The sequence below is a fragment of the Klebsiella sp. CN_Kp073 genome, assembly GCF_040065495.2.
Taxonomy (GTDB): domain Bacteria; phylum Pseudomonadota; class Gammaproteobacteria; order Enterobacterales; family Enterobacteriaceae; genus Klebsiella; species Klebsiella aerogenes.
Window position 1 is genome coordinate 2,635,925 of sequence record NZ_CM198051.1, and the last position, 24,767, is coordinate 2,660,691.

Sequence of the window (24,767 nt, forward strand, 5' to 3'; positions counted from 1 at the left end):
TTTCACGGCTCATCGTTCGCCATCGCTTCCGGGCGACTTCGTCCTCGCCATGTCATCCCGATCAGAACACCTTAAATCGATATTCCATGATGACTTCCGAAGACAGCGTGTTTGTACGTGTGTAATGGCCATCCGTAAGGACTGGCGTTTTTCCTTGCGTCTTGTATGACCATCCCGGCCCGAACATTGCCCAAAAGGTGAAGTTTTTAAACATGGACTGCGTTGGAACCCAACGGCTAAAGGCATTGATTTCCCCGGTGCGCACGTGATTCCCCTTATAGTTAAATTGCCCGATGTTTCCCGCCAGGCCCACGGCTAATTCAGGCGTTAACCGATATTCGGTGATGTTCGCCAGCACCAGTTCCCCATCACGCATGTAATCGTCGCCAGCGTAGGCCATAGAAATAAATGTTCCCCGGGAATTTTTGCTCATGTGGCGTGGATAAAACCCGACTTCATCTGCTTTTTTAGCATTGGTGTAGCCAATGCCCATTTTGCTATTCCAGCGTTCACCTTTCCAGGTCGCGTCCAATGCAAAATGCCAGGCATTATTGTCAAAATCCCGTTTACTTGCGGGCATTGCACGGTAACTTTCCATGGCGTGGGTGCCGTATACCTGAGTGCCTATCGTTAGCTGCGTATCAGGTCGAAACTGCGTAAACAGCAGGTGCCGCTGCAGATAGCCTTTGCTCTCACCATAAGCATACTGTGCATCAAAATTTTTTCCACGCCAGAGAATTTCTCCGCTTGCCAGGTGGCTAATATATTCACCGGTATTGGTCTGAAATCGCTTTTTATCTGGTGAGTTTCTGTCCATGGAATTTTCAAGCCATGCCCCTCTTATGGTAAATGGACCGTAGCTTAAAGCACTGCTTACGCCGGAATACGTTGTCGGCGAAAGCCTGTTAGATGTTGAAATAACGCCATAATTTTTCAGCATCTGCCATCCCCAGCGCGCGTTTAGCTGAGCACCAGAAAGCGTGTAGTTAAGCTTCACGTTACGCTGACCAAACTTTGAATACCCTTCTGCATTGCTTTTTTTGTTACCAGTCCCATTGTTATAAAGCACGCCGCGGGAGTTGAAATAGTCGCTGGCGCCCAACTTTATCGCGCTATAATACGATACGTCGAAGCCGATAATATCTGCTAAATAACCAGACTGGTATTCTGCTGAAAATCCCTGTCCCCAGGCGTTGTGTACATGTTTAGGGTTGGCATTTTCCTCCTTAAGATATTTCCAATAATTCTTTGCAGAGACAGTGAGCTGTGAGTCAGTAAAAAAAGGATCTTCAAAAATAGCGTCTGTAGCGGCCCATACAGGCGTAACTAGCCCGCACGCTATTAACGCGGCAGTTATATTTTTAAACATTTTTATTTCCTGAGAAAAGATCCGCCATAGCATATTTATGGCGGAAAACTAAACTGTCAGATTATTTATGGTTTAGTGAAACCTTGCCTGCTTCAACGTATTTCATGGTGCCAATTTCTGGCACACTGTATTTGCCATCGTGATAAGTGATTTTCACCACCGCAGCATTCGACAATGGCAGATTTTTGGCCGGGTCGTCCGTTAGATCGGAAATCATTATCTGAATCGCGGTACCTGAAGAAATGGCCAGAATATTTTTATCACCCTCTTTTTGGGCATTTTCTACCATAGTTGCCAGCGCAGCTTGTGTCCGTTCTTTTACCTGCTCATAGTTTTCCGCTAGCTGTTTAGGATCGGATTTGGCCAGCGCGTTCTGGCTTTCGCTTACCGAAAGTGTGCCAGCTTTCATCGCCTTAAAAAGCGCTTTACTGTCCGACATTCCTAGTGCGTGTGCGCCTGCATTGGCCATATCGACATTATAACCGCCTTCAAAACCGCCAAAAAACGCCTCTCGCAGGCCTGTCATTTCGGTTAAATGATAATCCGTTACGCCAGCCTGTTTAAGAATCACTGCCATGGTTTCGCGCTGCCGTCCCGCATCACTGGAATAAAAACGATCAAATTTTATCCCTTTGAGTCCCTCACCTAAATATTGAGCAACCTGCACCCCATCCTTCGTCAACGGGGAATCAATCCAACCTTGCACGCGGTCAAAGGAATTAAGCAGCGTTTTCCCATGACGCGCAAAATAAATATTGATGACCTCCTGGTCATTTTTATCGTTACTTTTCGCCATCAGCAGTGGACTGGTAACGGCGGTAACAGCCATTAAGGCCACCAGAAATAATTTTTTCATTTTATAAGAATCCTTTTCTATAGCCAAAAAAAAACCTACGTACTCTTCAGCGCCCTGGCATGCAGGTGGAGAAGAAAACGTAGGTTTTGCCTGTTGATACAGTAACAATCCAGCTATTACGGACCCTATCACTAATGCTTTTGAATTGCACTTAATCTATAACGATGATTTATGTAAATGTGATCCTCCTCATATCAACCGTATTTCCGTCTGGACGTAAATATCTGCAGTACGTATTTTACATTCACTTGGGATTGTTACTCTTTCAGGCAAAACCTAAGGTCGTTTCTGTACTCGTTGCAGGAGCGGCCTTAGGTTTTTTTTTGCATTGCATCTACCCTAGGATTAACAGGAGTTTCGATGAACAAGTCATGTATTGCCGCAGCGCTGATCTCTGCATTCACTTTCACCGTAAGCGCCGCCCCGCTTAAAATTTTGATTGTAAACGACGATGGTTGCGAATCTCCGGGCAGTATTTCGCTTCAGGAAAAACTCACGCAAAAAGGTTTTGAGGTATGGATGGTCGCTCCTGCCACCAATCAGAGCGGCATCGGTTCGGCCATTACCTTCAAAACGGGTAAAATCTTTGATGTAAAGAAAGCTGCTGACAAACGCTACTGCTTCCCGGGAACGCCCGCTGATGCGGTTGATTTCGGCTTACGGGGACTACTCATTAATAATCAGCCGGACCTGGTTATCTCTGGCGTCAACGATGGCCCGAATACCGGGATGGCCCAGGTCAATTCAGGGACGGTAAGTGCGGCAGCCAGGGCTGTACGTTATGGTTTCCCGGCGATTGCGGCCAGCATTGGGTATATCTTTACCGAAGATGAAATGAAGAATAAATGGCCAAGCACACATAAATATTGGCCTGATGCGGTGGATTATGTGGTTGAGGTTGTTGAGACCCTGAATCGTAATCATGTTCCTGGTTCACCTTTAGTGCCTAAAGGATCGGGCTTAAGCATTAACTATCCGCCGCTGCCAAAATCAAAAATTAAAGGTGTGCACTATATCGAAAATGAGATGTTCCCTACCCCACAGATTGGTTATGATATTTTACCTGATGGACGCGCCAAACAAATCATCAACCCGGCATCGTTAAAGAACGTTGAGAACGATACCGATTCCGGCTGGCTTAATAAAGGTTATATCACCTACACCCTCTTTGATGGGGCAACGAACGCGCCGCAATTTCAGGCGCAATATGAAGAACTGCTGAATAAATAATTCACCAGTTTATTTCATAACTTTGTACCATCCACTTCGTTCCTGCCGGCGATACACTAAATCGCTGGCAGGCGATGTTTTCAATTTTTCATCACCGCCTAATTATATTGCTCAAGCCCTCATCCGTACTGTACGACGCGTACCCTTCCAATATCAGGTAAATACTTGATTGAGTTCAAAAGTTAGTCTGTTTCGGACTATTCCTGGTTGTTTATGGTTTTTTTAACATCTAACCTCATTTTTCTATAATTCCACAATTCACGTAGCGAGCAGCTCATGACCTTCCCTGCACATTCTTCAAATCTGCCCGACTATGGGTTTGCTCGTAGCCTGGGACTAGCCTCTGGTAGTGATTTTGATTTTACCGCGCTGGCCGCACAACTGGACTGCTCCCGTGATTTCTCTCAAGCCGGGATAATCTATTCCGACGGAATGAATCGCTGGCTTGTGCGCCCTTCACGTAGAATCGCCACACCAAACCAAAGTAGCGTTAGCCATGTTATCGTGACAAAAATTGCATCCTCGACGCCGCACAATGCCGCAAAAGCCACGATCAAAACGCTACAAGCACCGTCACTGGCTAATGAAATTACCTCCACGGCTATAGCCTGCGGCGCTGCCGTGGTCACTGTCTTTTTAGCGCTTGGAGCTGGCGCGGCCATCCCCCTCACCGCCGGAGCCTCAGGCGTGGTGGCAGCAATGATCACTGCAGGTGGTGTGGCGACAGGTTTACAGTGTTTTATCGGTAGCGGACGTCTGTTAGCTATCGGTATCGGCCATGAGGAGGATATTGCCTGGCTTGACAGCCAGGACTGGTATACCGCAACCTCAACAGCCTTGGATATCGTTTCTTTAGCTGGCGCTGGTGCGGGTTTAAAAAGTACCATTGCAACATATAAATTAATGAAAGCCAGTTCCTCCTCCGGGGCGATAAACTGGCTCAAAAGTCTGAGCCGGGCCGAGCGTAAGCGTATTACAGAAGAAATCATCCGCGCCCAAAATCCAGGAATTTCTAACGGTGGAATTAAGGCGGCCATGCAGGCGCAGCTTTACCCTAAGCGTTTCCCGTCTGAGGCAATACAGCGTTCTTTGCAGCGCGAATTAACGAATGCGGTTATTAATACCTCAGCCTTCGCGGGGAGCGCGCTCACCGGAACAATACGCCATCCGCAAAATGTGACGCAATCCGGTAAGTACGTCATCGGCGTTATACAGTCGTTCTCATTTTAGATAGTTAAAGCACTCGGCATAATGAAATATATTAATGACAGTCTCAAACTGGGCACCATCGTTGAGCAAAGGATAAAGGAGCAGGATCCTAAGCAGCTAGAGTCCGCGAAAATGTACTTGATGGAGCGTATGGGAACGCCTGTCGGGTTGCATACGGCTGGCGTGCCTTTTATTTTAAGCGCACTGTTAAGCGTAATAAGTTTTGCTATGCCGCAGCTAACGCTTTGGGGAGCCATCTTTCAGTGGTTTTCCTGGCCCGCGCATGCTGTTTTTGCTGGTATCATCCCCACAGGTTTACTCTATTGTCTGCTGATCTTCCCGTCGATGACGCTGTTCTCTCGGGGTTTTCTGGCGGCGCTTAAGTTCTATCTAGGTCTGATTTTCCTGACCGCCGCGCTCGCCGCGGGAAATCTCGTTTACGCATTCATTTCGGTATTCATATTTGGCGGGCATGCCGGTTTGCTTATAAGTGCTTTGGTTGGTGTATTGTTTAGCGCTGGGAGCATCAAACTCATTAACAGCGCTATGTTTGTAAAAACCTCAGCATTTTATTTACATAATCGAGTTTGGCGCTGGCAATTAAAACATCATGCACAAAATGCGATATGATAAAAAACCTCTGCTGGCTCATGCTGACGTTGTTAAGCTCGACGGGGCTTGGCGCCTGGTTTCTTCAACAGCAATATGACGCGCGCTCCGCCGACTTCCGCATCCTGTATCGAGAAATCACGGTAAAGGTGTCGCAGCACGATGCCATCATCCCCCTGCTTCCGGCCGGTCAAAATGCCGCCGAAGTCCAGCAGATCCTGCCGCAAATCGTGCAATGGCGCCGCTACGATTCCCTTGAACCGCGACGCCCCATCGTCGCGCAAAGCCCTGCACGCTACTGGCTGAATCTTCCGGGCATCTCCCTGCTGATTGATTTGAACACCCTACTTAACAGTCTCAATGAGAAAAAGACATTCAAACATCTTGCCATTCTCTGGGACGATACCACGTTGCTTGAGGAAGGTACCGCCTCTGCCAACACCTGGTGGCGTTGGGAGAAAACCGTCGCCAGCCCGACGCAGCCGCTGCGGATTAGCGCAGGCGATAACCCGCAGTGGCATCAACTGCCGTGGTGGTTGATACTTTCACCGGCACTGTTCTGGGCGGTGATTATCTATCTCGTTAATCAGTATCGAACCAATAAACGCCGACGGGATATCGCCGATTTACGCTCTCGCTATGGCGAACTTACTCGTCTTAATACCATGGGCGAACTGGCCGCCGGCATCGTACATGAGCTTAATCAACCGTTGACCGCCATCATGAGCTATAACCAGGCGGCAGTGCGCCTGATTAAAAAAAATGATCCCGTGCGGATCCCCGAACTACTTGAGGCCTCAGTGTTGCAGATAAAACGCATTGACGCCCTGCTCAGCCAGTTTCGTCTCAAGCTCACTAGTAAGCGCGCCGAATATCAGCCGGTGGACCTTCCGTCCCTGTGGCTACGCGTTTGCGAATTACTGGATAACGAGATCGGCGCGGGGAAAGTTCGCGTCTCCAGCCATTTTCCGCCGGACCTCCCCGCGCTTCCTGCGCCGCCGCTATGGGTGGAGCAAATTCTGCATAATATCGCCAGCAATGCCATTCAGGCGCAAGGCGCAAATGCTCCCGGTAGCGCATGGATTCATTTACAAGCTGAGCGAGTGAATGACGGTATTACCTTAACGATTACTGATGGCGGACCAGGGTTATCGACTGAAGCGCTGGAGCAGGTATTTATGCCGTTTTATACCACCCGTAGCGACGGCGTTGGGTTGGGCATGGCCCTCACCGATACTCTCGTCCAGCGCCTTAATGGCACGATAGAAGCGAGCAATATCACCGGACAAGGCGCCTGCTTCCGGCTATGGTTTCCGCTACGCACGGAGGAGAAGTAATGGAACAGTATATCTGGTTAATAGATGACGATGCGGCAATCCGCGATTCATTGAGTCTGCTGCTCTCAACCGTTGGCTGGCAGGCGCAGGCTTTTGATAGCGCACACGCTTTTCAACATCAGGCAGGGAATCTTGCTGAATTAACCGGCTGTATGCTGCTGGACATCCGCATGCCGGGGAAAACCGGGCTGACGCTGCTCGATGAGTGGCGCCAGCTAGGTTTAACCTTACCGGTTATTATTATGACCGGGCACGGTAATATTGATTTATGCCGTCGCGCCTTCAAAAATGGCGCCTTTGAATTTTTAACCAAACCCATTGATGCCGACCTGTTATTCGAAGTGGTCGGCGAAGCGATGGCGCAGCAAAAAGCGCATCTCGAACGACAACAAATATTACTGCCGCTGCAGGAAAAGCTCGCCACACTTACCGCCCGCGAACATGAAATGCTCCAGCAGCTGATTCAGGGATATTCCAGTAAAGAAATCGCTCGTTTATGCTCGCTATCGCCGCGTACCGTCGAAGCGCATCGCGCCAATATTTTTAGCAAGCTTGAAGTTAACTCGCTGCCCAAACTGTTAAAGATTTACGCTGATGTCGCCAGTGGTTCTAAGTAAAAATACCTGGTACGTTCGGTATTCGCGGCAATAGTCGCCATGCTCCCTGCGCCCTAGTATTGGCCTATCGCCACTCAACACGACGGAGCATCACTATGAAACGTATTCTTCTTAGCACCATTCTGCTCGGTAGTCTGGTCACTACCGCCAGCGCCGCCACGGGCGTACTCAGCCAGCAAAATTTGTCACTTGAGCTCGCGGATAAAATCGCGCAAAGCACGCTTCAGGCCTGCGTCAAAGATGGCTATAACGTCGCCGTCACTCTGGTCGACCGTTCCGGTACGCCACTATTGATGAAGAGAATGGATAATGCCGGCCCGCATACCGTCGAAGCCAGCCGTATGAAAGCATTCACCGCGCTAACCACTAAAAACGCCACCAGCGCTGTCATGAAAGGTTCTCAGTCCAACGCCGGAGCCGCGAACCTGCGCGATATACCCGGTTTTCTACTATTAGCTGGCGGAGTGCCGGTTAAGATGGGCAACCAGGTCATTGGCGCGGTTGGCGTCGGCGGTGCGCCGGGGGGAAATTTTGACGAAGCCTGCGCGATTGCCGGGTTGCAATCGGTTGAAAATGAACTGAACGCCAGTTAACTGGGCTCGTCAGTAGTCACGATATGGGTCATCGCGGATCGCCAGAGGTTATCCGCGATATATTTATGCTTTAGAGAATGCTTCCCCAACCCCACACTCATGTAGTGGTTAATGATGGGTTGTGTTATCATTCGCGCGTTTTATAACTCATCGCGACAGAGGTATTGATGCTGGAGAATGTAATCATCTGATAATCGGTATGCCCTTTCGATTCTGGGGTGGCTGATTACACCGCGCTTAAACATATATGCCAACGCTTTGTATTGGTACGTTTTGGTGCATGATGATTACGGATTGTAAACAGCATGAATGGCGTCTCGCCTCCACGTCTCCCCCAGTAATCTCATTCCAGAACGTTCAATCGAGCCATGGCCACCAATCTACAACCACATGGCAATTTATTATGATAAATATTGATATTGAACGCCCCCAGGATATTCCCCTGGTTCAACAGGTCATTATTGAGGCTTTTGGCTCAGCCGAAGAGGCATTGCTGGTGAATAAGCTGAGAGAGGACGCCGCCTGGATCCCGACTCTTTCACTGGTTGCGAGAGATAAGCAAGGAACAATCGTGGGGCATGCCGTTTGCACGCGAGCCAGTGTGGGTTTACATCCGGCGGTTACGTTAGCCCCAGTGTCGGTACATCCGGCATATCAAGGGGTGGGTATTGGCAGCGCCCTGGTCATTGCGATTATCGAAGCCGCACGCGACGCTGGCGAGAAACTCATGACCGTACTGGGACATCCTGACTATTACCCTCGCTTTGGTTTTCAACCAGCCTCTGCTTATGGAGTTATCTGCCAACTTAATGACGGCCCCGATGCAGCCAAAATGATCATGTCTCTCGATAACAGTGCTATTCCTGGCGGAAACATGGGATTTTGTAAGCCGATGACTGAAGCTATTCAGGCCTGGCAACCAGACCACGCATAATAAAAAACTGGCGACTTGATCTTCAAGCGCCAGTTTTCTTCCAGCCACAGAGCATTACCGACTCACATGCTGCATGGCGTTTTGCTCAACCGCCCCGCTTATCTTCTTCGCTCGACTTTCTTGACCAAAGAAGGTCAGTATCGCGATAATGATCGCTACCGTACCGGCAACAATTGCCATCGCCAGTCCATAGTTCTGACCATGATGTTCCGCGATCGTGGCCTGCAAAGTCGCATTAACCGAAGCAATAAGATTACCCAGTTGATACACAAAGCCCGGCAGCACCGCCCGGGTATTCGCTGGAACGAGTTCATTCAGATAGGTCGGGACCACGCCCCAGGCGCCCTGAACCATGAACTGCATCAGGAATGCGCCGATTCCCAACATCAGTGAACCGCTAGCGAATGCCCACAGCGGGATAACCGGTAGCGCCAGCAGCGAGGCGGTTATAATGGCCTTTTTACGACCAATCTTCTCGGAAAGCGAACCGAACAGCACCCCGCCGATGATCGACGCAATATTGTAAGTGACCGCAATAATACTGATCGTTTTCGGATCAAAGCCGTGCTGCACTTTCAAAAATACCGGATACAGGTCCTGGGTGCCGTGGGAAAAAAAGTTGAACGCCGCCATCAGTACCACCAGATAACAGCACAATTTCCAGTGCGTTTTCAGTACCGGCAGTAGCGCCGTGCTCTCCTTTTTCGCCCGTGACGCCAGCCATACCGGTGACTCCTGCACGCAGAACCAGATAAACGGCAGCAGCAAAATAGGCGCAGCGCCGATAACAAACATCCCGCGCCAGCCGAGTAAATCAAATAGCAGCCCATAAGCGACGGCGGCAATCAGATAGCCAAACGGATAACCGGCCTGGAAAATTCCTGACATCAGCCCCCGGGAACGATCCGGAATGGTTTCCATTGACAGCGACGACGCCACGCCCCAAATACCGCCCATCGCCACGCCATACAGCACTCTTAAAACCAGAAAAATCGTTAATGACGGCGCCGCGGCGGACAACAGCTCGAATATCGAAAAGAAGATGATATTCAACATCAGGATCGGCTTACGGCCATATTTCTCGGCGAGCCGACCAAAAATGAGCGCGCCGATAGGCCGTACGGCAAGCGTCAGTAATATCGCCAGCGTGACCTTTTCCAGCCCAACGTGAAACGTCTGGGCAATGTCACTCAGTAAGAAGACGAGGAGGAAAAAATCGAAGGCATCAAGTGTCCAGCTTAAGAAGCTGGCAATGGCGGCATTGCGCTGTAGTGAAGTCCAGCCTAACATCGTGTTATCCCTATCCTGGCACAGCGGCCTGGAGATGTAGCAGCTAGCCGAAAGAACATGCAGGGCCAACTGCATATGTAAATGTAAAGTTTCTTAAGTTACCCATATGTTAAATACACCCAACAATCGTATGGCTGCAAGTTAATTAGCATGCTAATTTGTTTCAAATTAAGTATATGTCCCCTGATACCCCGCGCAGGCAGAATGTATAGCATTTGATATACAGCTGTTCTACAATGAGCTGTATACCAATTGCTATACGGGAAAAGAAGATGAAATCAGATATCCAACTCAACATCCGGGCGAAGGAGTCCCAGCGGGCGCTGATTGATGCGGCCGCTGAAATTCTGCATAAATCGCGGACCGACTTTATTCTTGAGATGGCCTGCCAGGCGGCAGAAAACGTCATTCTCGACCGTCGGGTGTTTAACTTAAGCGATGAACAATACGCCGAATTTATCGACATGCTGGATGCGCCGGTTGAAGCTAACCCCGCTCTCGATAAATTGCTGGCGAGAAAACCGCAATGGGAAAAGTAAGCGCGCCGACGCCGCTATCTTCACACCACCAGATTGCGGAATTTTGTTGTGGAGAAACGGTTCTCGATCAATGGCTAAAACAGCGAGGATTGAAAAACCAGGCTCAGGGCGCCGCGAGAACCTTTGTGGTCTGCAAGGAAGATAGCCACCAGGTGGTGGGGTTTTATTCGTTAGCAACCGGCAGCGTTAATCACACGGAAGCCACTGGCGGCCTGCGGCGCAATATGCCCGATCCTATCCCGGTCATCATTCTCGCCCGCCTGGCGATCGACTGCGCTTTTCACGGACAGGGGCTGGGGGCCGATCTACTCCATGATGCGCTCTTACGCAGTTATCGCGTTGCCGAAAATGTTGGCGTACGTGCCCTGATGGTCCATGCTCTGACCGATAGCGCGAAACGATTCTATCTACACCACGGATTCAAAGCCTCAACCACCCAGGAACGCACACTTTTCCTCGCTTTGCCTAAATAACTCCACCTTTCGTCATTTTCTCTACCACACTTATCTTTCAGTTCGGGAACCGCACCAAAGGAAGGATAACGATGAAGAAAGTGGCGATTGTCGGCGTCGGGCCGACCGGGATATATACCTTTCATTCCCTGGTTGAACGGGGTGAGCCGCTGGAGATAGTGCTCTACGAGCAGGGTGAAGAGGCTGGCGTCGGCATGCCTTATAACGATGAGCATAATTCAGCGCAAATGCTGGCGAATATCGCCAGTATCGAAATCCCCCCCATCTATATTACCTATCTGACGTGGCTACAAAATCAGAGCGAAGACTGGCTCACCCGGTATGGCATTGAGCGTGAGGCCTTACATGAGCGGCAGTTTTTACCGCGTGTGATCCTCGGCGACTATTATCGCGATCGGTTTCTCGCGCTGTTAGAGAAAGCAAGGTTAGCGGGGTTCAAAGTTAGCGTGCGCGAGTCCTGCGAGGTGACCGATATCCAGGCAGAACAGGATGGCGTCAAACTGTGGGTTAACCACGCGCCCACAGCGGAACGCGCGGATTTTGCCGTTATCGCCACCGGACATCTTTGGCCGCAGGATGATGATTCCCCCCGCGAATATTATCCCAGTCCCTGGAGCGGCTTGATGCAGGCGCAGATAGCCCCGTGTCGGGTCGGTATCATGGGGACGTCACTCAGCGGCATTGATGCCGCCGTCGCCGTCGTCATTCAGCATGGCCACTTTACGACTGACGAGGATGAGAGCGTCCATTTTCGGCTTAATGACGCCAGCCACAAACTCCACATTACTCTGATGTCGCGAAACGGCATTCTGCCCGAGGCCGATTTCTACTGCCCCATCCCCTATGAACCGCTGGAGATAGTCACCCATCAGGCGCTGGAAGCGGCCATTGCCGAGGGGAGCGAGGGATTGCTGGATCGTGTATTCCAACTTATCGTCAAAGAGCTGGAACTCGCCGCGCCGCACTGGTGCAAGCAGATAGGGTTACGCCAGCTCACCGCGGATACATTCAGCGACGCCTGGTTTGTCGACAGAAAACGCCACGATCCCTTCGCCTGGGCGCAAGCCAATTTGCAGGAAGTGGAACGCAACAAACAGCAACAGCATACCGTGCCGTGGCGGTATACCATTCTGCGATTGCATGAAGTGATTGAGATGATTGCGCCGCATCTTAACGAACGCGATCGTGAACGCTTTAAAACAGGGCTCGCCCGGGTATTTATCGATAATTACGCGGCCATTCCGTCGGAATCGATTCGCCGCCTGCTGGCGTTACGGGAGGCAGGGCTTATTAGTATTCTGCCGCTGGGGTCCGATTATCAACTGGAAGTTCAACCACAACGAACGGTCATCCACCATCACAATCAACGCAGCGAATTTGACGTCTTTATTGACGCCAGAGGCCAAAAGGCGCTGAAGAGTAAAGACATCCCTTTCCCGACGCTGCGCCAGCAGCTTCTCGCCTGTGGTGATGAAATCCCGGATATTGGTGACGATTACACCCTGCAGGCGCCGGCGTGCGCTCGCGGACGCATTGCCTTCGGCGCGCTGCCGTGGTTGATGCATGACCGCCCTTTCGTTCAGGGCCTCGTCGCCAGCGCGGAAATCGGCGCCGCGATGGCGAGAGCGGTTTCACAACAGGCCAGCGGTCGCCGGCGCAAGCTGTGGTTCAGCGATGAGTGGTGATCCATCAGCATGCGAATAACGACGAACAGCGTCTTAAGCGCAACAACGGAAAAGAGGCCGCCATTCAGGCATGCTACAACTAAAGGTCATCAGGCAGCACAACGCTTACGAGGTACTTATGAGTCAACTATTTAGCCCTGCGCGAATTGGCAAACTGGAGCTGGAAAACCGTATTGTCATCGCCCCGATGTGCCAGTACTCCGCGGATAATGGCAAAGCAACCGCCTGGCACCGCATTCATCTCGGTCAACTGGCTTTTTCCGGCGCCGGTTTATTAATTATCGAAGCCAGCGCCGTCGAGCCTGCGGGCCGCATCTCCCCGGCGGACGTCGGCTTGTGGGACGATGAAACCGAAGCCGCCCTGTACCGGGTACTGGAAGATGTTCGCGCCTATTCAGCAACCCGCATCGGTATCCAACTGGGACATGCCGGGCGCAAAGCTTCCGCCGCTGCACCCTGGCTTGGCGGCGGTCAGTTAGCGCTGGATAACGGCGGATGGCAAACCGTCGCCCCATCCGCGCTGGCATTCCATGACGGCGACCGGGCGCCGAAAGCGCTGAGCCATGACGATCTGGCGCGGCTTAAGCAAGCCTTTGTTGATAGCGCGCGGCGCGCCGAACGCCTGGGAATTGAACTGATAGAGCTGCATGCCGCGCACGGCTATCTGCTGCATCAGTTCCTCTCCCCGTTGAGCAACCAGCGTACAGATGAATACGGCGGTTCGCTGGAGAACCGCTTACGTTTCCCGCTGGAGGTGTTCCAGGCAATACGGGAGGCGGTCAGCGAAAATATCGCCGTCGGCGTGCGACTTTCGGCGACGGACTGGGTGGACGGCGGTTGGGATACCGCGCAATCCATCGTCTTTAGTCAGCAGCTTGAAGCGCTGGGTTGCGACTATATTCACGTTTCCAGCGGCGGATTGTCGCCACAGCAGGCGATTCAGGTCGGTCCTGGCTATCAATTACCGTTCGCCCATGAAATCCGCCAGCAGATCAACGTTCCGGTCATTGGCGTAGGGTTAATCACAGAACCGCAGCAGGCTGAAGATGCCCTGGTAAACGGCGACGCCGATCTGATTGCCATCGCCCGCGCTGCGCTCTACAACCCACACTGGCCGTGGCAGGCTGCGGCTGCTCTGGGGGCCCAGGTTAGCGTGCCGCCGCAATATCTGCGCTCGGAGCCGCATGGTCTAAAAGGTACGTTAAAAGCTAATTGCTGAGACTATACGAAGCGAATGATAGCGGCGCATCAGCGCCGCTAGATTACGGCAGGGTTAATCGCGGGTTCGCACCCAGAACGCGTGGATGAGACCAGGAATGTAGCCCAGCAAGGTCAGAATTATATTCAGAATGAATGCCCAGCCGAAACCTTTACCCAGCAGTACGCCCAGCGGCGGCAGGATGATAGTAAATACGATTCTCCAGAAACCCATACACTCTCCATACAAACAAAATTAACGACTTAAAAAAGAGACCTCGTCTCTAAGCATAGTAATTCTACCTGATGCCGCCACGTTAGCCGCCCTTTTTACCCGATTTTACGCATCTTGTAATGACTATTGCGTCAGCGAGTGCAATTCATCCGATGTATGGTTTTGTGAGTTCGATCATGTCCTCCACTACGCATTGTCGTTATCCTTAATTCAACTTGTATGGTAGTAGACTATAAACAACGCGGTAAGGAAAAGTTTTCATGCAAATGACGATGCGCTGGTTTGGGCCAGACGAAGATAAAGTCACTCTTGAACAGATCCGTCAGGTTCCGGGGGTGGAAGGTGTGGTCGGCGCGCTGTACGACGTTCCGGTTGGCGAAGTCTGGCCGCGGGAGAAAATTAAGGCGTTAGTCGAGCAGGCCCACGCTAACGGTCTGACGATGGAAGTTATCGAAAGCGTGAATATTCACGACGCGATTAAAATCGGGCTACCGGAGCGCGATCGCTATATCGCCAACTATCAGCAAACTATCCGTAACCTCGCCGCCTTTGGCGTTAAGGTCATCTGCTACAACTTTATGCCGGTTTTTGACTGGATGAAAACCGACATGAACTACCGGCTGGCGGACGGGTCGCTGACGATGGCTTTTGAAAAAGCCGGCATCGATAAAACGCTGGAACAGGTCGTCTCGGAAGTGCTCAGCAACGCCAACGGCTATGCCCTGCCGGGCTGGGAGCCAGAACGTTTAGCGCAGGTACAGACGCTATTCGACAGCTATAAAGCGGTCGATGATGACAAACTGCGAGAAAATCTGCTCTATTTCCTGGAGAAAATTATCCCGGTCTGCGAAGAGGTCGGCGTGAAAATGGCCATTCATCCTGACGATCCGCCGTATTCTATTTTTGGTCTGCCGCGCATTATTAAAAACCGCGACGACCTCGACTGGTTGTGTCGCGCGGTGGATTCACCGGCAAACGGAATTACCTTATGTACCGGCTCTATTGCCGAGGAGCCGCAAAATAATGTTTATCAAATCCTCGCGGAATTCAGCCAGCGCGGGCGCATTCATTTCGCTCATGTGAGAAATATTAAAATCATAAAAGATAAAGATTTCTACGAATCGGCGCACCCTACCCGCTACGGCTCGCTCGATATGTATCGGGTGATGCAGGCGCTGCACGACAACGGCTTCGACGGCTATATTCGTCCCGATCATGGCCGTTTTATCTGGGGTGAAACCGGCCGCCCGGGATACGGCCTGTACGATCGCGCGCTCGGCGCCACTTACCTGCTGGGATTATGGGAAGCGCTGGAAAACCAGCACGCCTGATCCGCTCTTCACTCAGGTGCCGGAGTTCTCCGGCACTGAAAATATAATAAAATCTCTGTTGGGAGGATGCCATGTCTCCAGCCCTGGCTCTGCTATGGGTGGTGGTCGGTATTGCGCTACTGGTCATCATGAATCTGAAATACAAAGTCCACAATATTTTCGCCTTGTTAATTGCCGGCCTGTTTGTCGCCATTATGGAGGGCGTGCCCCTCGATAAAATCGTCTCGATGGTTCAGCAAGGACTGGGCGGAATAATGGGACACCTGGCGCTGATCATTATATTCGGCGCTATCATCGGCAAATTCATGACTGAATCCGGCGCCAGCCAGCAGATTGCCGATACGGTCATCAGGCGTTGCGGCACCCGTTATCTGGCGGTCGGCTTGATGTTTATCGGCGTCATCTTCGGCATCGCCATGTTTTATGAAGTGGCGTTTTTGATTGCCATGCCGCTGGTTCTCAACATCGCCAGCAAAGCCAATATCCCGTGGATGAAACTGGTTATACCGACGGTCGTCGGCGCCACCATGGGCCATAGTTTATTTCCGCCACAGCCGGGGCCGGTTGCATTAGTCAGCGCCTTCCAGGCAGATATTGTTCAGGTTTATCTGTACGGAATTATCGTTATCATCCCGGCGCTGTTCTGTGCGGGGATTTTATTACCCGCCTGGCTTCCGGGCATCCGCGAGATGAAGCTGAATGCCATGATTAAACCACAGGAGGAGAAACCCGCGGAGGCGTTGCCGTCGTTTGCGGTCAGCATTGCTATTCCGCTGATCCCCGCGATATTAATGATTGCGTCTTCGCTGATTCAGTCGCTGTTTGGCGCGACCTCTTCTGCGGCAAAATTCTTCCAGTTTCTCGGCAGCGCGGAAATTAGCATGCTGCTGGCGACCGGCGCCGCAATCTGGCTGCTCGGCTGCCGCCGCGGTATGAACGCCGTTCAGGTTAACCACTGCGTAACGGATTCGGTCGCCAGAATTGCCAACGTCCTGTTCGTCATCAGCGCCGGCGGCATTCTCAAACAGGTTATTATCGATTCCGGCGTCGGCGATCATATCGTCACGATGATGAGCCACGTCCCGCTGTCGCCGTTTATTATCGCCTGGTTGATTACGGCGATTATTCGTATTCTTACCGGCCAGGGCGCCGTGGCGGCAATTACTTCAGCCGGGATTGTTTCGCCGATGGTGACCGCGTTTCACCTTAATCCGGCGCTGATGTGTCTGGCGGTGGCCTGCGGTAGCAATACCATTACTCTGATGTATGACGGCGGGTTTCTGCTATTTAAGGAAACGTTTGGTATCTCGATGCGCGATACCTTTAAGACCTGGGGCTTACTGGAGCTTATCAACTCGGTGGTGGGTCTGTTGATGGTGTTATTACTGAGTCTGTTTATTTCCTGATAAAATACACCGCGGCGAGAATAGTATCGCCGCGGTAGCAGTCCAGTATCTTACTGCTGGCCGGCAGGCGCCTGCTGAGCTGGCGCTTGCTCCGGCGCGATACTCTCTTTTATCTCTTTGGTTTTATTGGCGGCATCGGCGGAAAGCTGGTTGGCTTCAACGATGGCGTTATCTTTAATTTTTCCCGCCTCTTTCATGATCGCATCGCTTTTTTGCTGCGCATCCTGTTTAACCGCATCCGCTTTATTTTTCGCATCCAGGGCAATCGCGTCGGCTTTCTTGTCGGCTTCAGATTTAATACTGCTGGCCTGGTTTTTCAGGCTATCCGCTTCATTATTGGCCTGCGTTTTGATGTCGTCGATCTGCTTATCCGCTTCTTGCTTAATGGCCCGCGCTTTATCGGCAGCCGCATCTTTAATTTGTTCCGCGTTATCTTTAGCCTGATCCAGTTTATTGTCGACTTTCGATGAGTCATCGCAGCCAAACAACGCCAGGCACAATGCAGAGGTAATCAGCGTTTTATTCCACAGTTTCATCAGTATTCCCTTATCGGTCCAGGTGGTAATCCAGTGACGGTCATAACCTTGCCGTATCGGCATAGTCAATTTATTTATAATCGCTATGCCTGGAGAGTCAAGCTATCGATAATTTTCAGTAATGCTTTGCCGGAAAACGCATAGACAGGTTAAAGACAGCGGCTAATTTGCTTAAAAACAAGGCAAAAAACCGCTATTCCAGCAATCGATACGCCCGGGCGGATAACCTGCTTTCCTTCTGGATGGCTAAAAAGCATCTTATATTCCATTTTGCGCTAAACGGCAGATTTATGTTCTTTAAAATGCCGTTTTTACAGTTCTACCATTCAGCTATCTCGATACGAATGGGTAAATGGTTATGTCACTCTTTCACTCTGTAAGCGACCTGATTGGTCATACCCCGCTGTTACAGCTGCATAAACTGGATACCGGCCCGTGCAGCCTGTTCCTGAAACTGGAAAACCAAAACCCCGGCGGTTCGATAAAGGATCGCGTGGCGTTGTCGATGATTAATGAAGCCGAGCGCCAGGGAAAACTGCGCCCCGGCGGCACCATCATTGAAGCCACCGCCGGTAATACCGGGCTGGGGCTGGCGCTGATTGCCGCCCAGAAAGGCTACAAACTGATCCTGGTGGTACCGGACAAAATGAGCCGCGAGAAAATTTTCCATCTGCGCGCGCTGGGCGCCACCGTGCAGTTAACCCGCTCGGACGTCAACAAAGGCCATCCCGCCTATTATCAGGACTACGCCCGCCGTCTGGCGGAGGAAACGCCGGGCGCGTTTTATATTGACCAGTTCAACAATGAAGCCAACCCGTTGGCTCATGCCACCACTACCGCGCCGGAGCTGTTTGAGCAGCTCGATGGCGATATTGACGCCGTGGTGGTCGGTGTCGGCTCAGGCGGTACCCTGGGCGGTTTGCAGGCGTGGTTTGCGGAGCATTCGCCGAAAACCGAATTTATTCTTGCCGATCCTGCGGGGTCGATTCTGGCGGATCAGGTAGAGACCGGGCAATACGGTGAAACCGGCTCCTGGCTGGTGGAGGGGATCGGCGAAGATTTTATTCCCCCGCTCGCCCATCTGGAGAAAGTACGCAAAGCATGGCGGGTGACCGATCGTGAAGCGTTCGCCACCGCCCGGCAACTGCTGCAGGTGGAAGGTATCCTCGCCGGATCGTCAACGGGCACCCTGCTGACAGCAGCCCTGCGTTACTGCCAGGCGCAGTCCACCGCTAAACGGGTGGTGACCTTCGCCTGCGATAGCGGTAACAAGTACCTGTCGAAAATGTTCAACGATGACTGGATGCGCCAGCAAGGTCTGCTAAGCCGTCCGACGCGCGGCGATCTTAGCGATTTTATTGCCCTGCGTCATGACGAAGGCGCAACCGTCACCGCCGCGCCCGACGATACGCTGGCTGCCGTCCTTGCTCGTATGCGCCTGTACGATTTTTCCCAGCTGCCGGTGCTGGAAAACGGTCACGTGGTAGGCATCGTCGACGAATGGGATCTGATAAGCCACGTCCAGGGCGACAGCCAGCGTTTCGCGCTGCCGGTCAGAGAGGCGATGACCCGCCATGTCGAAACCCTGGATAAGCACGCCCCGGAAAGTGCGCTTAAAGATATCTTCGACCGTGGACACGTCGTGGTCGTCACCGATAACGATCGGTTTATCGGCCTGATCACCCGTAGCGACGTCCTGACCACCTGGCGTAACCGACTGGAACAATAAGGAACGAACATGAAAAACCTACAGACGCTCAGCGTCCATAGCGGCATTTTTAACGACCAGCATGGCGCGGTGATGCCGCCGATTTATGCCACCTCCACCTTTGCCCAGCCCGCGCCGGGTCAGCATACCGGCTATGAATATTCACGTAGTGGTAATCCAACCCGCCACGCGCTGGAGACGGCCATCGCTGAGCTGGAAAGCGGTAGCCGGGGTTTTGCTTTCGCTTCAGGCCTCGCAGCTATTTCCACGGTACTGGAACTGCTGGATAAGGACAGTCATCTGGTAGCGGTAGATGATGTCTATGGCGGCACATACCGACTGATTGAAAATGTTCGCCGTCGTAGTGCCGGGTTACAGGTCACCTGGGTCAAACCTGACGATCTGCCAGGCATCGAAGCCGCAATCCGCCCTGATACACGGATGATTTGGGTAGAAACGCCGACCAATCCGTTATTAAAGCTGGCGGACCTTACCGCCATCGCCGCGATTGCCCGTCGACATAACATTATCAGCGTCACCGATAATACCTTCGCCTCACCGATCATTCATCGCCCTATCGAACTGGGCTTTGATATCGTGGTGCATTCGGCGACCAAATATCTCAACGGCCACTCGGACGTGGTTGCCGGTCTGGCGGTGGTTGGCGACAACTCCGCGCTGGCCGAGAAGCTGGGCTATCTGCAAAACGCCGTCGGCGGCGTACTTGACCCATTCAGCAGCTTCCTGACCCTGCGCGGCATTCGCACCCTGGCTCTACGGGTGGAACGTCATAGCAGCAACGCTCTGCTGCTGGCGGAATGGCTGGAGCAGCAGCCGCAGGTCGAGAAAGTGTGGTTCCCCTGGCTCGCCAGCCATCCTCATCACGATCTGGCTCGCCGACAGATGGCCCTGCCAGGCGGTATGATTTCCGTTGTGGTCAAAGGAGATGATGACTACGCCGGGCGCATCATCAAAAAACTACGGTTATTTACGCTGGCGGAAAGCCTGGGGGGCGTGGAAAGCCTGGTGAGCCAGCCATTCAGCATGACGCACGCCTCCATTCCGCTGGAACAGCGGCTGGCGAATGGCATAACGCCGCAGTTGATCCGACTCTCGGTAGGTATTGAAGATCCGCAAGACCTGATTGCTGACTGGCGAAACGCGTTACGTGAGTAAACGCTAACCCCGCGCACCGCGCGGGGTATCATGAGCTTCAGCAGAAACATACCGCTTTGGCGTTTTCCGTCGGATGATAGGGATCGCTTTTGTGATCGTCGCTATCATCCCGTTTACGTGGGATCTCACCGTGTTTACCCGGCTCTTCGCGCGCCGGGTGTTTACCGCGTTTATCCAGTTCATGGTGATGCGCTCTGCTCATCGTCTGGCTCTCCGGTTAATTGGGCGCCTGTTGGCGCAGCTTATCAACCCGCACCAGCGGCGGCGTCATTTTGCTATCCAGGCTTCCGTTAATGCTCACCAGTTTGTCCGGCTTGATTTCCTGACCATCAAAAACGGCTGCCGGAATAATGGCCGCAATGGTGCCGGTTTTATCACGGAACAGATAGCGGTCGTCGCCTTCATGCTTAATCACATTGCCGCGCAGGGAAATAGTCGCACCGTCGTGCATGGTTTTCGCCTGCTCAATGGTCATAATCCGGCCATCCTCCATACCGCGATAGCCGTCGTCCAGCTGGTGCGGTGGCGGCGGCGCGGCATCGTTTTTAAAACCGCCCTTTTCTTCAGCCCAGACGCCAGCGGTGAGTAACAAACAGAGTGTCGCGATTAGCTTTTTCCTCATTATTTCACCTTTCATGTCAGCAGACTGTTATTAAAGTCTGGCCGCTGATAGCGATTTTAACAACGTCAATAATTCTGATATCAGCTAAAATAACAACGTCGCTATCGCTGCGTTAAATATAAACATCATGCTGGAGCCCAAATAATGGACAATAATCAACAGGATCCGCCAGAGATAAACGAGAATCTACAGGCGCTACGCTTCGAGTATAACTTCCGGCGCTACGGGGTGGTTTTTCTCGCCATTATTATCATTGCTGCATTATGCGGTTTATTTTCATCTGGCATCCTGAGTTCCGCCCATCATGAGAATTCCGCTTCATCGTTAACGGTAGACTATGACCGTTTTGCCAGACTAATGAGCGAAACCGAAGTCAATATTCAGGTGAAAAACAGTAGCCTCGCTCATACCTCAGTGGATTTTTCACCCACGTTATTAAGCCATTACCAAATTGGCGATATTCGACCGCAGCCCGATAAAATGTACAGCGCTAACGGTCATCTGATCCTGGTTTACAATGAAAATAGCCGTGGCGCGCCGCTTTCAGTGTGGTTATCCATCACGCCAAAAACTTTCGGCAACCTTTCCACGACACTGCAGGCGAATCAGCAACCCGCCGTCACCTTTAACCAATTTGTCTTTCCGTAGGAGCCACAACGATGGAAATGGTGCTCAGAGCCGTCGCAATCTATCTTATCTTATTGATTATTTTTAAAGTTGCTGGCAGAAGAACGCTTATGCAACTCACCAGTTTTGATCTGATTTTACTGCTGATTATCAGTGAGGCCACCCAGCAGGCCATGCTCAGTACCGACTATTCTGTCACCGGTTCAATGCTGACGATTGTCACGCTGGTCAGCGTAGATATTTTATTTGGCTATATTAAGAAACGCTTTTCGCAGGCTGAGAATTATCTTGATGGTTCGCCGACGATCGTCGTAGAAAATGGTGTTGTCGCTGACGATAAAATGAAAATGGTCAATATCTCTGTGGATGACATATTGCTCGCCGCGCGACAGCACCATGGTATATATCAACTTGAGAAGATTAAATTTGCGATCCTCGAACGTAACGGCCAGATTTCAATTATTCCGACCGAAACGTGAGACGTTACTTATCACGTTTATCACGTTCCGGTTGTTTATCTCCCGACTCAGGTGCCCGTGTCGGGTCGTCCTCTTCTTTTTCAGCAACATAATTAATATACATACCCCTCCAACCTTGCGGCATTGAATTATAAAGGTAGCGTTACCACGAAATTTATCCATTGCCATTATAAATAATATCGCTTGTTAGCCATAATAAGTACTCTCAGATATTTCCGACCACCAGCCAGCAATGAATCAATAATACTCAATTACTCATGACCAATACACCATGGCGAAATGCCATGTTCAGACCAATCGAGGCGACTATGGCGGTAATGGTTATCACCGGCGGTAGTGCGGGCGCCGGTAAAGCGACGGCGCTACGTTTTGCGAAAGCCGGCTATGACGTGGCGATTATTGCGCGCGATGAAAGTGGGTTACAGGAGGCCGAACACGCATGCCGCCAGTTCGGCGTGCGGACGCAGGTTATCAGCGCTGATGTCGCTGACGCCCGCTCGCTGCGGCAAGCCGCGGCGGAAATCGAAACCCAGCTCGGCGCCATTGAAGTGTGGATTAATAATGCTATGACCACGGTGTTAGCGCCCTTCCATTTGATGAGTGATGAGGAATTTCGCCGCGTGACGGAGGTGACCTATCTGGGTTATGTCAACGGCACACGCGCCGCGCTGGAAGTCATGAGCCCCAGAAACCGCGGGATAATAATCCAGGTGGGCTCCGCGCTTGCCTGGCGTTCCATCCCTTTGCAATCGGCGTATTGCGGCGCGAAGGCGGCGATTCGCGGATTTACCGATGCAGTGCGAACCGAACTGATGCATCAACGCAGCCGGATCCAATTAACCATGGTGCAACTGCCCGGAATGAATACGACACAGTTTGGTTGGGCAAGGAATAAAATGGATAAAGAGATGCAGCCCGTTCCCCCGGTTTATCAGCCGGAGGTGGCGGCAGAGGCGATTTTTAGCGTCGTTCAGCGCCCCGTTCGCGAATTGTGGGTAGGTAAAAGCACCATTCAATCCATCGTTGGCCAGTTTTTCTTCCCTTCACTACTTGACCGCCTGATGGTTAACAAAGCCTGGGAAGGTCAGCTGACAGCGCAAGCGAAACGTAGCGAAAAGCCAGACGATCTCTACTCTGCCGTGCGGGGCGAGCACAGCACTCGCGGGAAATTTAGCGCCGGCGCTCGCCAGCGTTCATTTAACGTCAGCGCCGATTTGCCTGGTAAAATCGCATCTGGCGTAGGGATCGCATTTGGACTGATGATATTACGCGGACTACTACGCCGCCCGCGCAAGCGCCGTTAATCGTGCTGGCGGCTAAACCAGCGATAACCGTAATCCCTACGCGTAGCCAAAAACGCACAATATTGTCAATTTCGTCTATCACCGGAGGGTGCACCAGATTGAGATCCGGCTCGTGGCGATAGAATATGTGGCGATAATACTGTCCCGCCTGTTGATCCCAGCGCCAGACGCTCTTTTCGACACCGGGAAACATTGGCGGATCGTCCTGTTTGGGCGGCGAATCGGCCCAGAGATAATATGGCCGGAAAGGAGAATGCCTGTTTTTACGCGCCTCTTGAAACCAGGGATGTTGCGAAGAGGTATGCTGGATAACCAACTCGATGATTACGCGTATCCCCAATTCGCGCGCGTCATCAATCAGTCGAATAACGTCGCTAATTTGCCCAAAACGCGGATCGGGCTGCAGATGATCCTGCACATCGTAACCGTCATCGAGAAATGGGGTCAGATAAAAGGGGGTTAACCACAATACCGTCACCCCAAGGCTACGTAAGTAATAGAGTTTTTGCCTTATCCCGGCCAGATCGCCACAGCCATCACCATTGGCATCATAAAACAGCGAGGTATCAACCTGATAAATTACAGCGTTTTGAAACCACGGTTGGCGAGGCATTATTCCCCCTCGTATCAGCAGAACATCACGAGCGCCCGAAGCATACCCGAGGTATAAGCTCTTATTTTCTCTGCGCAGGCTTCGGACGTGTGGCAAGTTTATCTACCATCATTTGCTGCCTCGGGGTCAATGACGGACACTGACAGTGCTCGCTGAAATTTATCTCTAACATAATCTGCTTTTCCGCCCTCGTTAGAGCCAGCGAGCTTTGGTTAATTCGTGACAAGATGGCAAGGAGGCGTATCATTTATAAACCTTTTGCCGCTAACGCTTGGCATCAAAACCCGGCGTTTCGGAGCGAATAATATATTGCTCCGTAATATCGGGTATATGATGCAGCAACCATTCGGCCATGCCTCTTTCTTCCGCCAGAATACTTTCTAAATCAGCAATCGAATCATGATCGTTGACCTTTTGCGCGGCAGTTAATAAGGAGGTATAACAGGCGACCTCAAACTGCTCGAAAACGTAACCGCTGATCACCCCTTTCACCACTTCATCTTGTGGAAACATTCCACCAATAGATTGTCCCATCGCGGCGATTTTACTCATTGAGTCTTTAAGAACCGAGCGGGAAATATTATTGCGCGCAATAATATCATCCAGCACGGTAATTTGCCGACGGGTTTCAAAAAGATGCTGCTCAAGGCGGGTACATAATTCCGGGTAGCTGTCGGTTCGTTTTACCATTGATTCAAGCATTGATTCAGCCTGCTTTTCCATAGCGTGCGCGTCACGCAACCAATCGTGATAGTTTTCAATATCAGTCATAACAACCTCTTTATAAAAAGA

At 51.6% G+C, this 24,767-nt stretch carries 26 protein-coding genes and 1 pseudogene; 18 read left to right on the forward strand and 9 right to left on the reverse strand.

What is annotated here, in order from left to right; translation table 11 throughout:
* Positions 1-61: 61 nt before the first annotated feature.
* Both ABLV66_RS12675 and ABLV66_RS12680 read right to left on the reverse strand, forming a co-directional pair.
* Positions 62-1,369: an OprD family outer membrane porin gene (locus ABLV66_RS12675; protein ID WP_213797244.1), complete on the reverse strand. Its 1,308-nt coding sequence runs from the start codon at positions 1,367-1,369 to the stop codon at positions 62-64.
* Positions 1,370-1,430: 61 nt separating this feature from the next.
* The gene (locus ABLV66_RS12680) at positions 1,431-2,225 is read right to left on the reverse strand and encodes a histidine phosphatase family protein (protein WP_348877210.1); all 795 of its coding nucleotides are present in this window, start codon (positions 2,223-2,225) and stop codon (positions 1,431-1,433) included.
* Positions 2,226-2,585: 360 nt separating this feature from the next.
* Between ABLV66_RS12680 and surE the strand changes: the two genes are divergently transcribed.
* The 7 genes from surE (at position 2,586) to ABLV66_RS12715 (ending at position 8,754) form a co-directional block, all read left to right on the forward strand.
* Complete coding sequence (gene surE / locus ABLV66_RS12685) at positions 2,586-3,455, forward strand: 5'/3'-nucleotidase SurE (protein WP_047067481.1); 870 nt, start codon at positions 2,586-2,588, stop codon at positions 3,453-3,455.
* Between the two features lie 276 nt (positions 3,456-3,731).
* Positions 3,732-4,685: an Ssp4 family T6SS effector gene (ssp4, locus tag ABLV66_RS12690; protein WP_047079196.1), complete on the forward strand. Its 954-nt coding sequence runs from the start codon at positions 3,732-3,734 to the stop codon at positions 4,683-4,685.
* A gap of 21 nt (positions 4,686-4,706) precedes the next feature.
* A complete protein-coding gene (locus ABLV66_RS12695) occupies positions 4,707-5,294 on the forward strand; it encodes a hypothetical protein (protein WP_047048272.1) in 588 nt (195 codons plus the stop codon).
* A complete protein-coding gene (locus ABLV66_RS12700) occupies positions 5,291-6,610 on the forward strand; it encodes a sensor histidine kinase (RefSeq protein WP_348877209.1) in 1,320 nt (439 codons plus the stop codon). Before ABLV66_RS12695 ends, ABLV66_RS12700 begins: the two co-directional genes overlap by 4 nt.
* The gene (locus ABLV66_RS12705) at positions 6,610-7,227 is read left to right on the forward strand and encodes a response regulator transcription factor (protein WP_045394421.1); all 618 of its coding nucleotides are present in this window, start codon (positions 6,610-6,612) and stop codon (positions 7,225-7,227) included. Before ABLV66_RS12700 ends, ABLV66_RS12705 begins: the two co-directional genes overlap by 1 nt.
* 95 nt (positions 7,228-7,322) lie before the next feature.
* The gene (locus tag ABLV66_RS12710; protein ID WP_320482434.1) at positions 7,323-7,820 is read left to right on the forward strand and encodes a GlcG/HbpS family heme-binding protein; all 498 of its coding nucleotides are present in this window, start codon (positions 7,323-7,325) and stop codon (positions 7,818-7,820) included.
* Positions 7,821-8,223: 403 nt separating this feature from the next.
* Positions 8,224-8,754 (forward strand): GNAT family N-acetyltransferase, encoded by a 531-nt coding sequence (locus tag ABLV66_RS12715; protein WP_289577526.1) that lies wholly within the window; start codon positions 8,224-8,226, stop codon positions 8,752-8,754.
* 54 nt (positions 8,755-8,808) lie between these two features.
* On the opposite strand, the gene ABLV66_RS12720 is transcribed toward ABLV66_RS12715, so the two are convergent.
* Positions 8,809-10,044 (reverse strand): MFS transporter, encoded by a 1,236-nt coding sequence (locus ABLV66_RS12720; protein ID WP_047067471.1) that lies wholly within the window; start codon positions 10,042-10,044, stop codon positions 8,809-8,811.
* A 272-nt stretch (positions 10,045-10,316) separates the two neighbouring features.
* On the opposite strand from ABLV66_RS12720, the gene ABLV66_RS12725 reads away from it, so the two are divergent.
* From ABLV66_RS12725 to ABLV66_RS12740, 4 genes are all read left to right on the forward strand, one after another.
* Positions 10,317-10,583 carry a type II toxin-antitoxin system TacA family antitoxin gene (locus tag ABLV66_RS12725; protein WP_015705366.1) on the forward strand — a complete coding sequence of 89 codons (267 nt, stop codon included), beginning with the start codon at positions 10,317-10,319 and terminating at the stop codon, positions 10,581-10,583.
* Positions 10,571-11,056, forward strand: coding sequence for a GNAT family N-acetyltransferase (locus tag ABLV66_RS12730; RefSeq protein WP_047048257.1), 486 nt, complete (start codon positions 10,571-10,573; stop codon positions 11,054-11,056). Before ABLV66_RS12725 ends, ABLV66_RS12730 begins: the two co-directional genes overlap by 13 nt.
* Positions 11,057-11,127: 71 nt before the next feature.
* On the forward strand, positions 11,128-12,741 hold the full coding sequence (locus tag ABLV66_RS12735) for an FAD-NAD(P)-binding protein (protein ID WP_113373400.1): 1,614 nt from the start codon (positions 11,128-11,130) through the stop codon (positions 12,739-12,741).
* A 118-nt stretch (positions 12,742-12,859) separates the two neighbouring features.
* Positions 12,860-13,960 (forward strand): NADH:flavin oxidoreductase/NADH oxidase, encoded by a 1,101-nt coding sequence (locus tag ABLV66_RS12740; protein WP_315710398.1) that lies wholly within the window; start codon positions 12,860-12,862, stop codon positions 13,958-13,960.
* Between the two features lie 54 nt (positions 13,961-14,014).
* On the opposite strand, the gene ABLV66_RS12745 is transcribed toward ABLV66_RS12740, so the two are convergent.
* Positions 14,015-14,173, reverse strand: a complete 159-nt coding sequence (locus ABLV66_RS12745) for a YqaE/Pmp3 family membrane protein (protein WP_348877208.1) — start codon at positions 14,171-14,173, stop codon at positions 14,015-14,017.
* Positions 14,174-14,433: 260 nt separating this feature from the next.
* On the opposite strand from ABLV66_RS12745, the gene uxuA reads away from it, so the two are divergent.
* Positions 14,434-15,504 (forward strand): mannonate dehydratase, encoded by a 1,071-nt coding sequence (gene uxuA / locus ABLV66_RS12750; RefSeq protein ID WP_045394436.1) that lies wholly within the window; start codon positions 14,434-14,436, stop codon positions 15,502-15,504.
* Between the two features lie 71 nt (positions 15,505-15,575).
* The gene (locus ABLV66_RS12755) at positions 15,576-16,910 is read left to right on the forward strand and encodes a gluconate:H+ symporter (protein ID WP_045394438.1); all 1,335 of its coding nucleotides are present in this window, start codon (positions 15,576-15,578) and stop codon (positions 16,908-16,910) included.
* 50 nt (positions 16,911-16,960) lie between these two features.
* On the opposite strand, the gene ABLV66_RS12760 is transcribed toward ABLV66_RS12755, so the two are convergent.
* Positions 16,961-17,446 carry an E3 ubiquitin--protein ligase gene (locus ABLV66_RS12760; RefSeq protein WP_512174171.1) on the reverse strand — a complete coding sequence of 162 codons (486 nt, stop codon included), beginning with the start codon at positions 17,444-17,446 and terminating at the stop codon, positions 16,961-16,963.
* A 352-nt stretch (positions 17,447-17,798) separates the two neighbouring features.
* On the opposite strand from ABLV66_RS12760, the gene ABLV66_RS12765 reads away from it, so the two are divergent.
* On the forward strand, positions 17,799-19,175 hold the full coding sequence (locus ABLV66_RS12765) for a pyridoxal-phosphate dependent enzyme (protein WP_165430647.1): 1,377 nt from the start codon (positions 17,799-17,801) through the stop codon (positions 19,173-19,175).
* 9 nt (positions 19,176-19,184) lie between these two features.
* Positions 19,185-20,330 carry a trans-sulfuration enzyme family protein gene (locus ABLV66_RS12770; protein WP_348877206.1) on the forward strand — a complete coding sequence of 382 codons (1,146 nt, stop codon included), beginning with the start codon at positions 19,185-19,187 and terminating at the stop codon, positions 20,328-20,330.
* 37 nt (positions 20,331-20,367) lie between these two features.
* Here ABLV66_RS12770 and ABLV66_RS12775 read toward each other — a convergent pair whose 3' ends face one another.
* Both ABLV66_RS12775 and ABLV66_RS12780 read right to left on the reverse strand, forming a co-directional pair.
* Positions 20,368-20,532, reverse strand: coding sequence for a hypothetical protein (locus ABLV66_RS12775; RefSeq protein ID WP_074165369.1), 165 nt, complete (start codon positions 20,530-20,532; stop codon positions 20,368-20,370).
* Positions 20,533-20,547: 15 nt separating this feature from the next.
* Positions 20,548-20,952, reverse strand: a complete 405-nt coding sequence (locus ABLV66_RS12780) for a YdeI family stress tolerance OB fold protein (protein WP_045394442.1) — start codon at positions 20,950-20,952, stop codon at positions 20,548-20,550.
* A gap of 144 nt (positions 20,953-21,096) precedes the next feature.
* On the opposite strand from ABLV66_RS12780, the gene ABLV66_RS12785 reads away from it, so the two are divergent.
* From ABLV66_RS12785 to ABLV66_RS12795, 3 genes are all read left to right on the forward strand, one after another.
* Positions 21,097-21,600: a hypothetical protein gene (locus ABLV66_RS12785; protein ID WP_047048243.1), complete on the forward strand. Its 504-nt coding sequence runs from the start codon at positions 21,097-21,099 to the stop codon at positions 21,598-21,600.
* An 11-nt stretch (positions 21,601-21,611) separates the two neighbouring features.
* Entirely contained in the window at positions 21,612-22,058 is a 447-nt protein-coding gene (locus ABLV66_RS12790; protein ID WP_045394445.1) for a DUF421 domain-containing protein, read from the forward strand.
* 317 nt (positions 22,059-22,375) lie between these two features.
* Complete coding sequence (locus tag ABLV66_RS12795; protein ID WP_228339413.1) at positions 22,376-23,362, forward strand: SDR family oxidoreductase; 987 nt, start codon at positions 22,376-22,378, stop codon at positions 23,360-23,362.
* A 28-nt stretch (positions 23,363-23,390) separates the two neighbouring features.
* On the opposite strand, the pseudogene ABLV66_RS12800 reads toward ABLV66_RS12795, so the two are convergent.
* Both ABLV66_RS12800 and ABLV66_RS12805 read right to left on the reverse strand, forming a co-directional pair.
* Positions 23,391-23,975 (reverse strand): annotated as a pseudogene (locus ABLV66_RS12800) (alpha-amylase family glycosyl hydrolase); the annotation flags it as partial.
* Between the two features lie 264 nt (positions 23,976-24,239).
* Positions 24,240-24,746 carry a ferritin-like domain-containing protein gene (locus ABLV66_RS12805; RefSeq protein ID WP_045394448.1) on the reverse strand — a complete coding sequence of 169 codons (507 nt, stop codon included), beginning with the start codon at positions 24,744-24,746 and terminating at the stop codon, positions 24,240-24,242.
* Positions 24,747-24,767 lie beyond the last annotated feature (21 nt).

Bases quoted from the DNA above. Each gene is read 5' to 3' on its own strand.
- ABLV66_RS12675 (WP_213797244.1), bottom strand. From the start codon at position 1,369: ATGTTTAAAAATATAACTGCCGCGTTAATAGCGTGCGGGCTAGTTACG.
- ABLV66_RS12680 (WP_348877210.1), bottom strand. From the start codon at position 2,225: ATGAAAAAATTATTTCTGGTGGCCTTAATGGCTGTTACCGCCGTTACC.
- surE (WP_047067481.1), top strand. From the start codon at position 2,586: ATGAACAAGTCATGTATTGCCGCAGCGCTGATCTCTGCATTCACTTTC.
- ssp4 (WP_047079196.1), top strand. From the start codon at position 3,732: ATGACCTTCCCTGCACATTCTTCAAATCTGCCCGACTATGGGTTTGCT.
- ABLV66_RS12695 (WP_047048272.1), top strand. From the start codon at position 4,707: ATGAAATATATTAATGACAGTCTCAAACTGGGCACCATCGTTGAGCAA.
- ABLV66_RS12700 (WP_348877209.1), top strand. From the start codon at position 5,291: ATGATAAAAAACCTCTGCTGGCTCATGCTGACGTTGTTAAGCTCGACG.
- ABLV66_RS12705 (WP_045394421.1), top strand. From the start codon at position 6,610: ATGGAACAGTATATCTGGTTAATAGATGACGATGCGGCAATCCGCGAT.
- ABLV66_RS12710 (WP_320482434.1), top strand. From the start codon at position 7,323: ATGAAACGTATTCTTCTTAGCACCATTCTGCTCGGTAGTCTGGTCACT.
- ABLV66_RS12715 (WP_289577526.1), top strand. From the start codon at position 8,224: ATGATAAATATTGATATTGAACGCCCCCAGGATATTCCCCTGGTTCAA.
- ABLV66_RS12720 (WP_047067471.1), bottom strand. From the start codon at position 10,044: ATGTTAGGCTGGACTTCACTACAGCGCAATGCCGCCATTGCCAGCTTC.
- ABLV66_RS12725 (WP_015705366.1), top strand. From the start codon at position 10,317: ATGAAATCAGATATCCAACTCAACATCCGGGCGAAGGAGTCCCAGCGG.
- ABLV66_RS12730 (WP_047048257.1), top strand. From the start codon at position 10,571: ATGGGAAAAGTAAGCGCGCCGACGCCGCTATCTTCACACCACCAGATT.
- ABLV66_RS12735 (WP_113373400.1), top strand. From the start codon at position 11,128: ATGAAGAAAGTGGCGATTGTCGGCGTCGGGCCGACCGGGATATATACC.
- ABLV66_RS12740 (WP_315710398.1), top strand. From the start codon at position 12,860: ATGAGTCAACTATTTAGCCCTGCGCGAATTGGCAAACTGGAGCTGGAA.
- ABLV66_RS12745 (WP_348877208.1), bottom strand. From the start codon at position 14,173: ATGGGTTTCTGGAGAATCGTATTTACTATCATCCTGCCGCCGCTGGGC.
- uxuA (WP_045394436.1), top strand. From the start codon at position 14,434: ATGCAAATGACGATGCGCTGGTTTGGGCCAGACGAAGATAAAGTCACT.
- ABLV66_RS12755 (WP_045394438.1), top strand. From the start codon at position 15,576: ATGTCTCCAGCCCTGGCTCTGCTATGGGTGGTGGTCGGTATTGCGCTA.
- ABLV66_RS12760 (WP_512174171.1), bottom strand. From the start codon at position 17,446: ATGAAACTGTGGAATAAAACGCTGATTACCTCTGCATTGTGCCTGGCG.
- ABLV66_RS12765 (WP_165430647.1), top strand. From the start codon at position 17,799: ATGGTTATGTCACTCTTTCACTCTGTAAGCGACCTGATTGGTCATACC.
- ABLV66_RS12770 (WP_348877206.1), top strand. From the start codon at position 19,185: ATGAAAAACCTACAGACGCTCAGCGTCCATAGCGGCATTTTTAACGAC.
- ABLV66_RS12775 (WP_074165369.1), bottom strand. From the start codon at position 20,532: ATGAGCAGAGCGCATCACCATGAACTGGATAAACGCGGTAAACACCCG.
- ABLV66_RS12780 (WP_045394442.1), bottom strand. From the start codon at position 20,952: ATGAGGAAAAAGCTAATCGCGACACTCTGTTTGTTACTCACCGCTGGC.
- ABLV66_RS12785 (WP_047048243.1), top strand. From the start codon at position 21,097: ATGGACAATAATCAACAGGATCCGCCAGAGATAAACGAGAATCTACAG.
- ABLV66_RS12790 (WP_045394445.1), top strand. From the start codon at position 21,612: ATGGAAATGGTGCTCAGAGCCGTCGCAATCTATCTTATCTTATTGATT.
- ABLV66_RS12795 (WP_228339413.1), top strand. From the start codon at position 22,376: ATGGTTATCACCGGCGGTAGTGCGGGCGCCGGTAAAGCGACGGCGCTA.
- ABLV66_RS12805 (WP_045394448.1), bottom strand. From the start codon at position 24,746: ATGACTGATATTGAAAACTATCACGATTGGTTGCGTGACGCGCACGCT.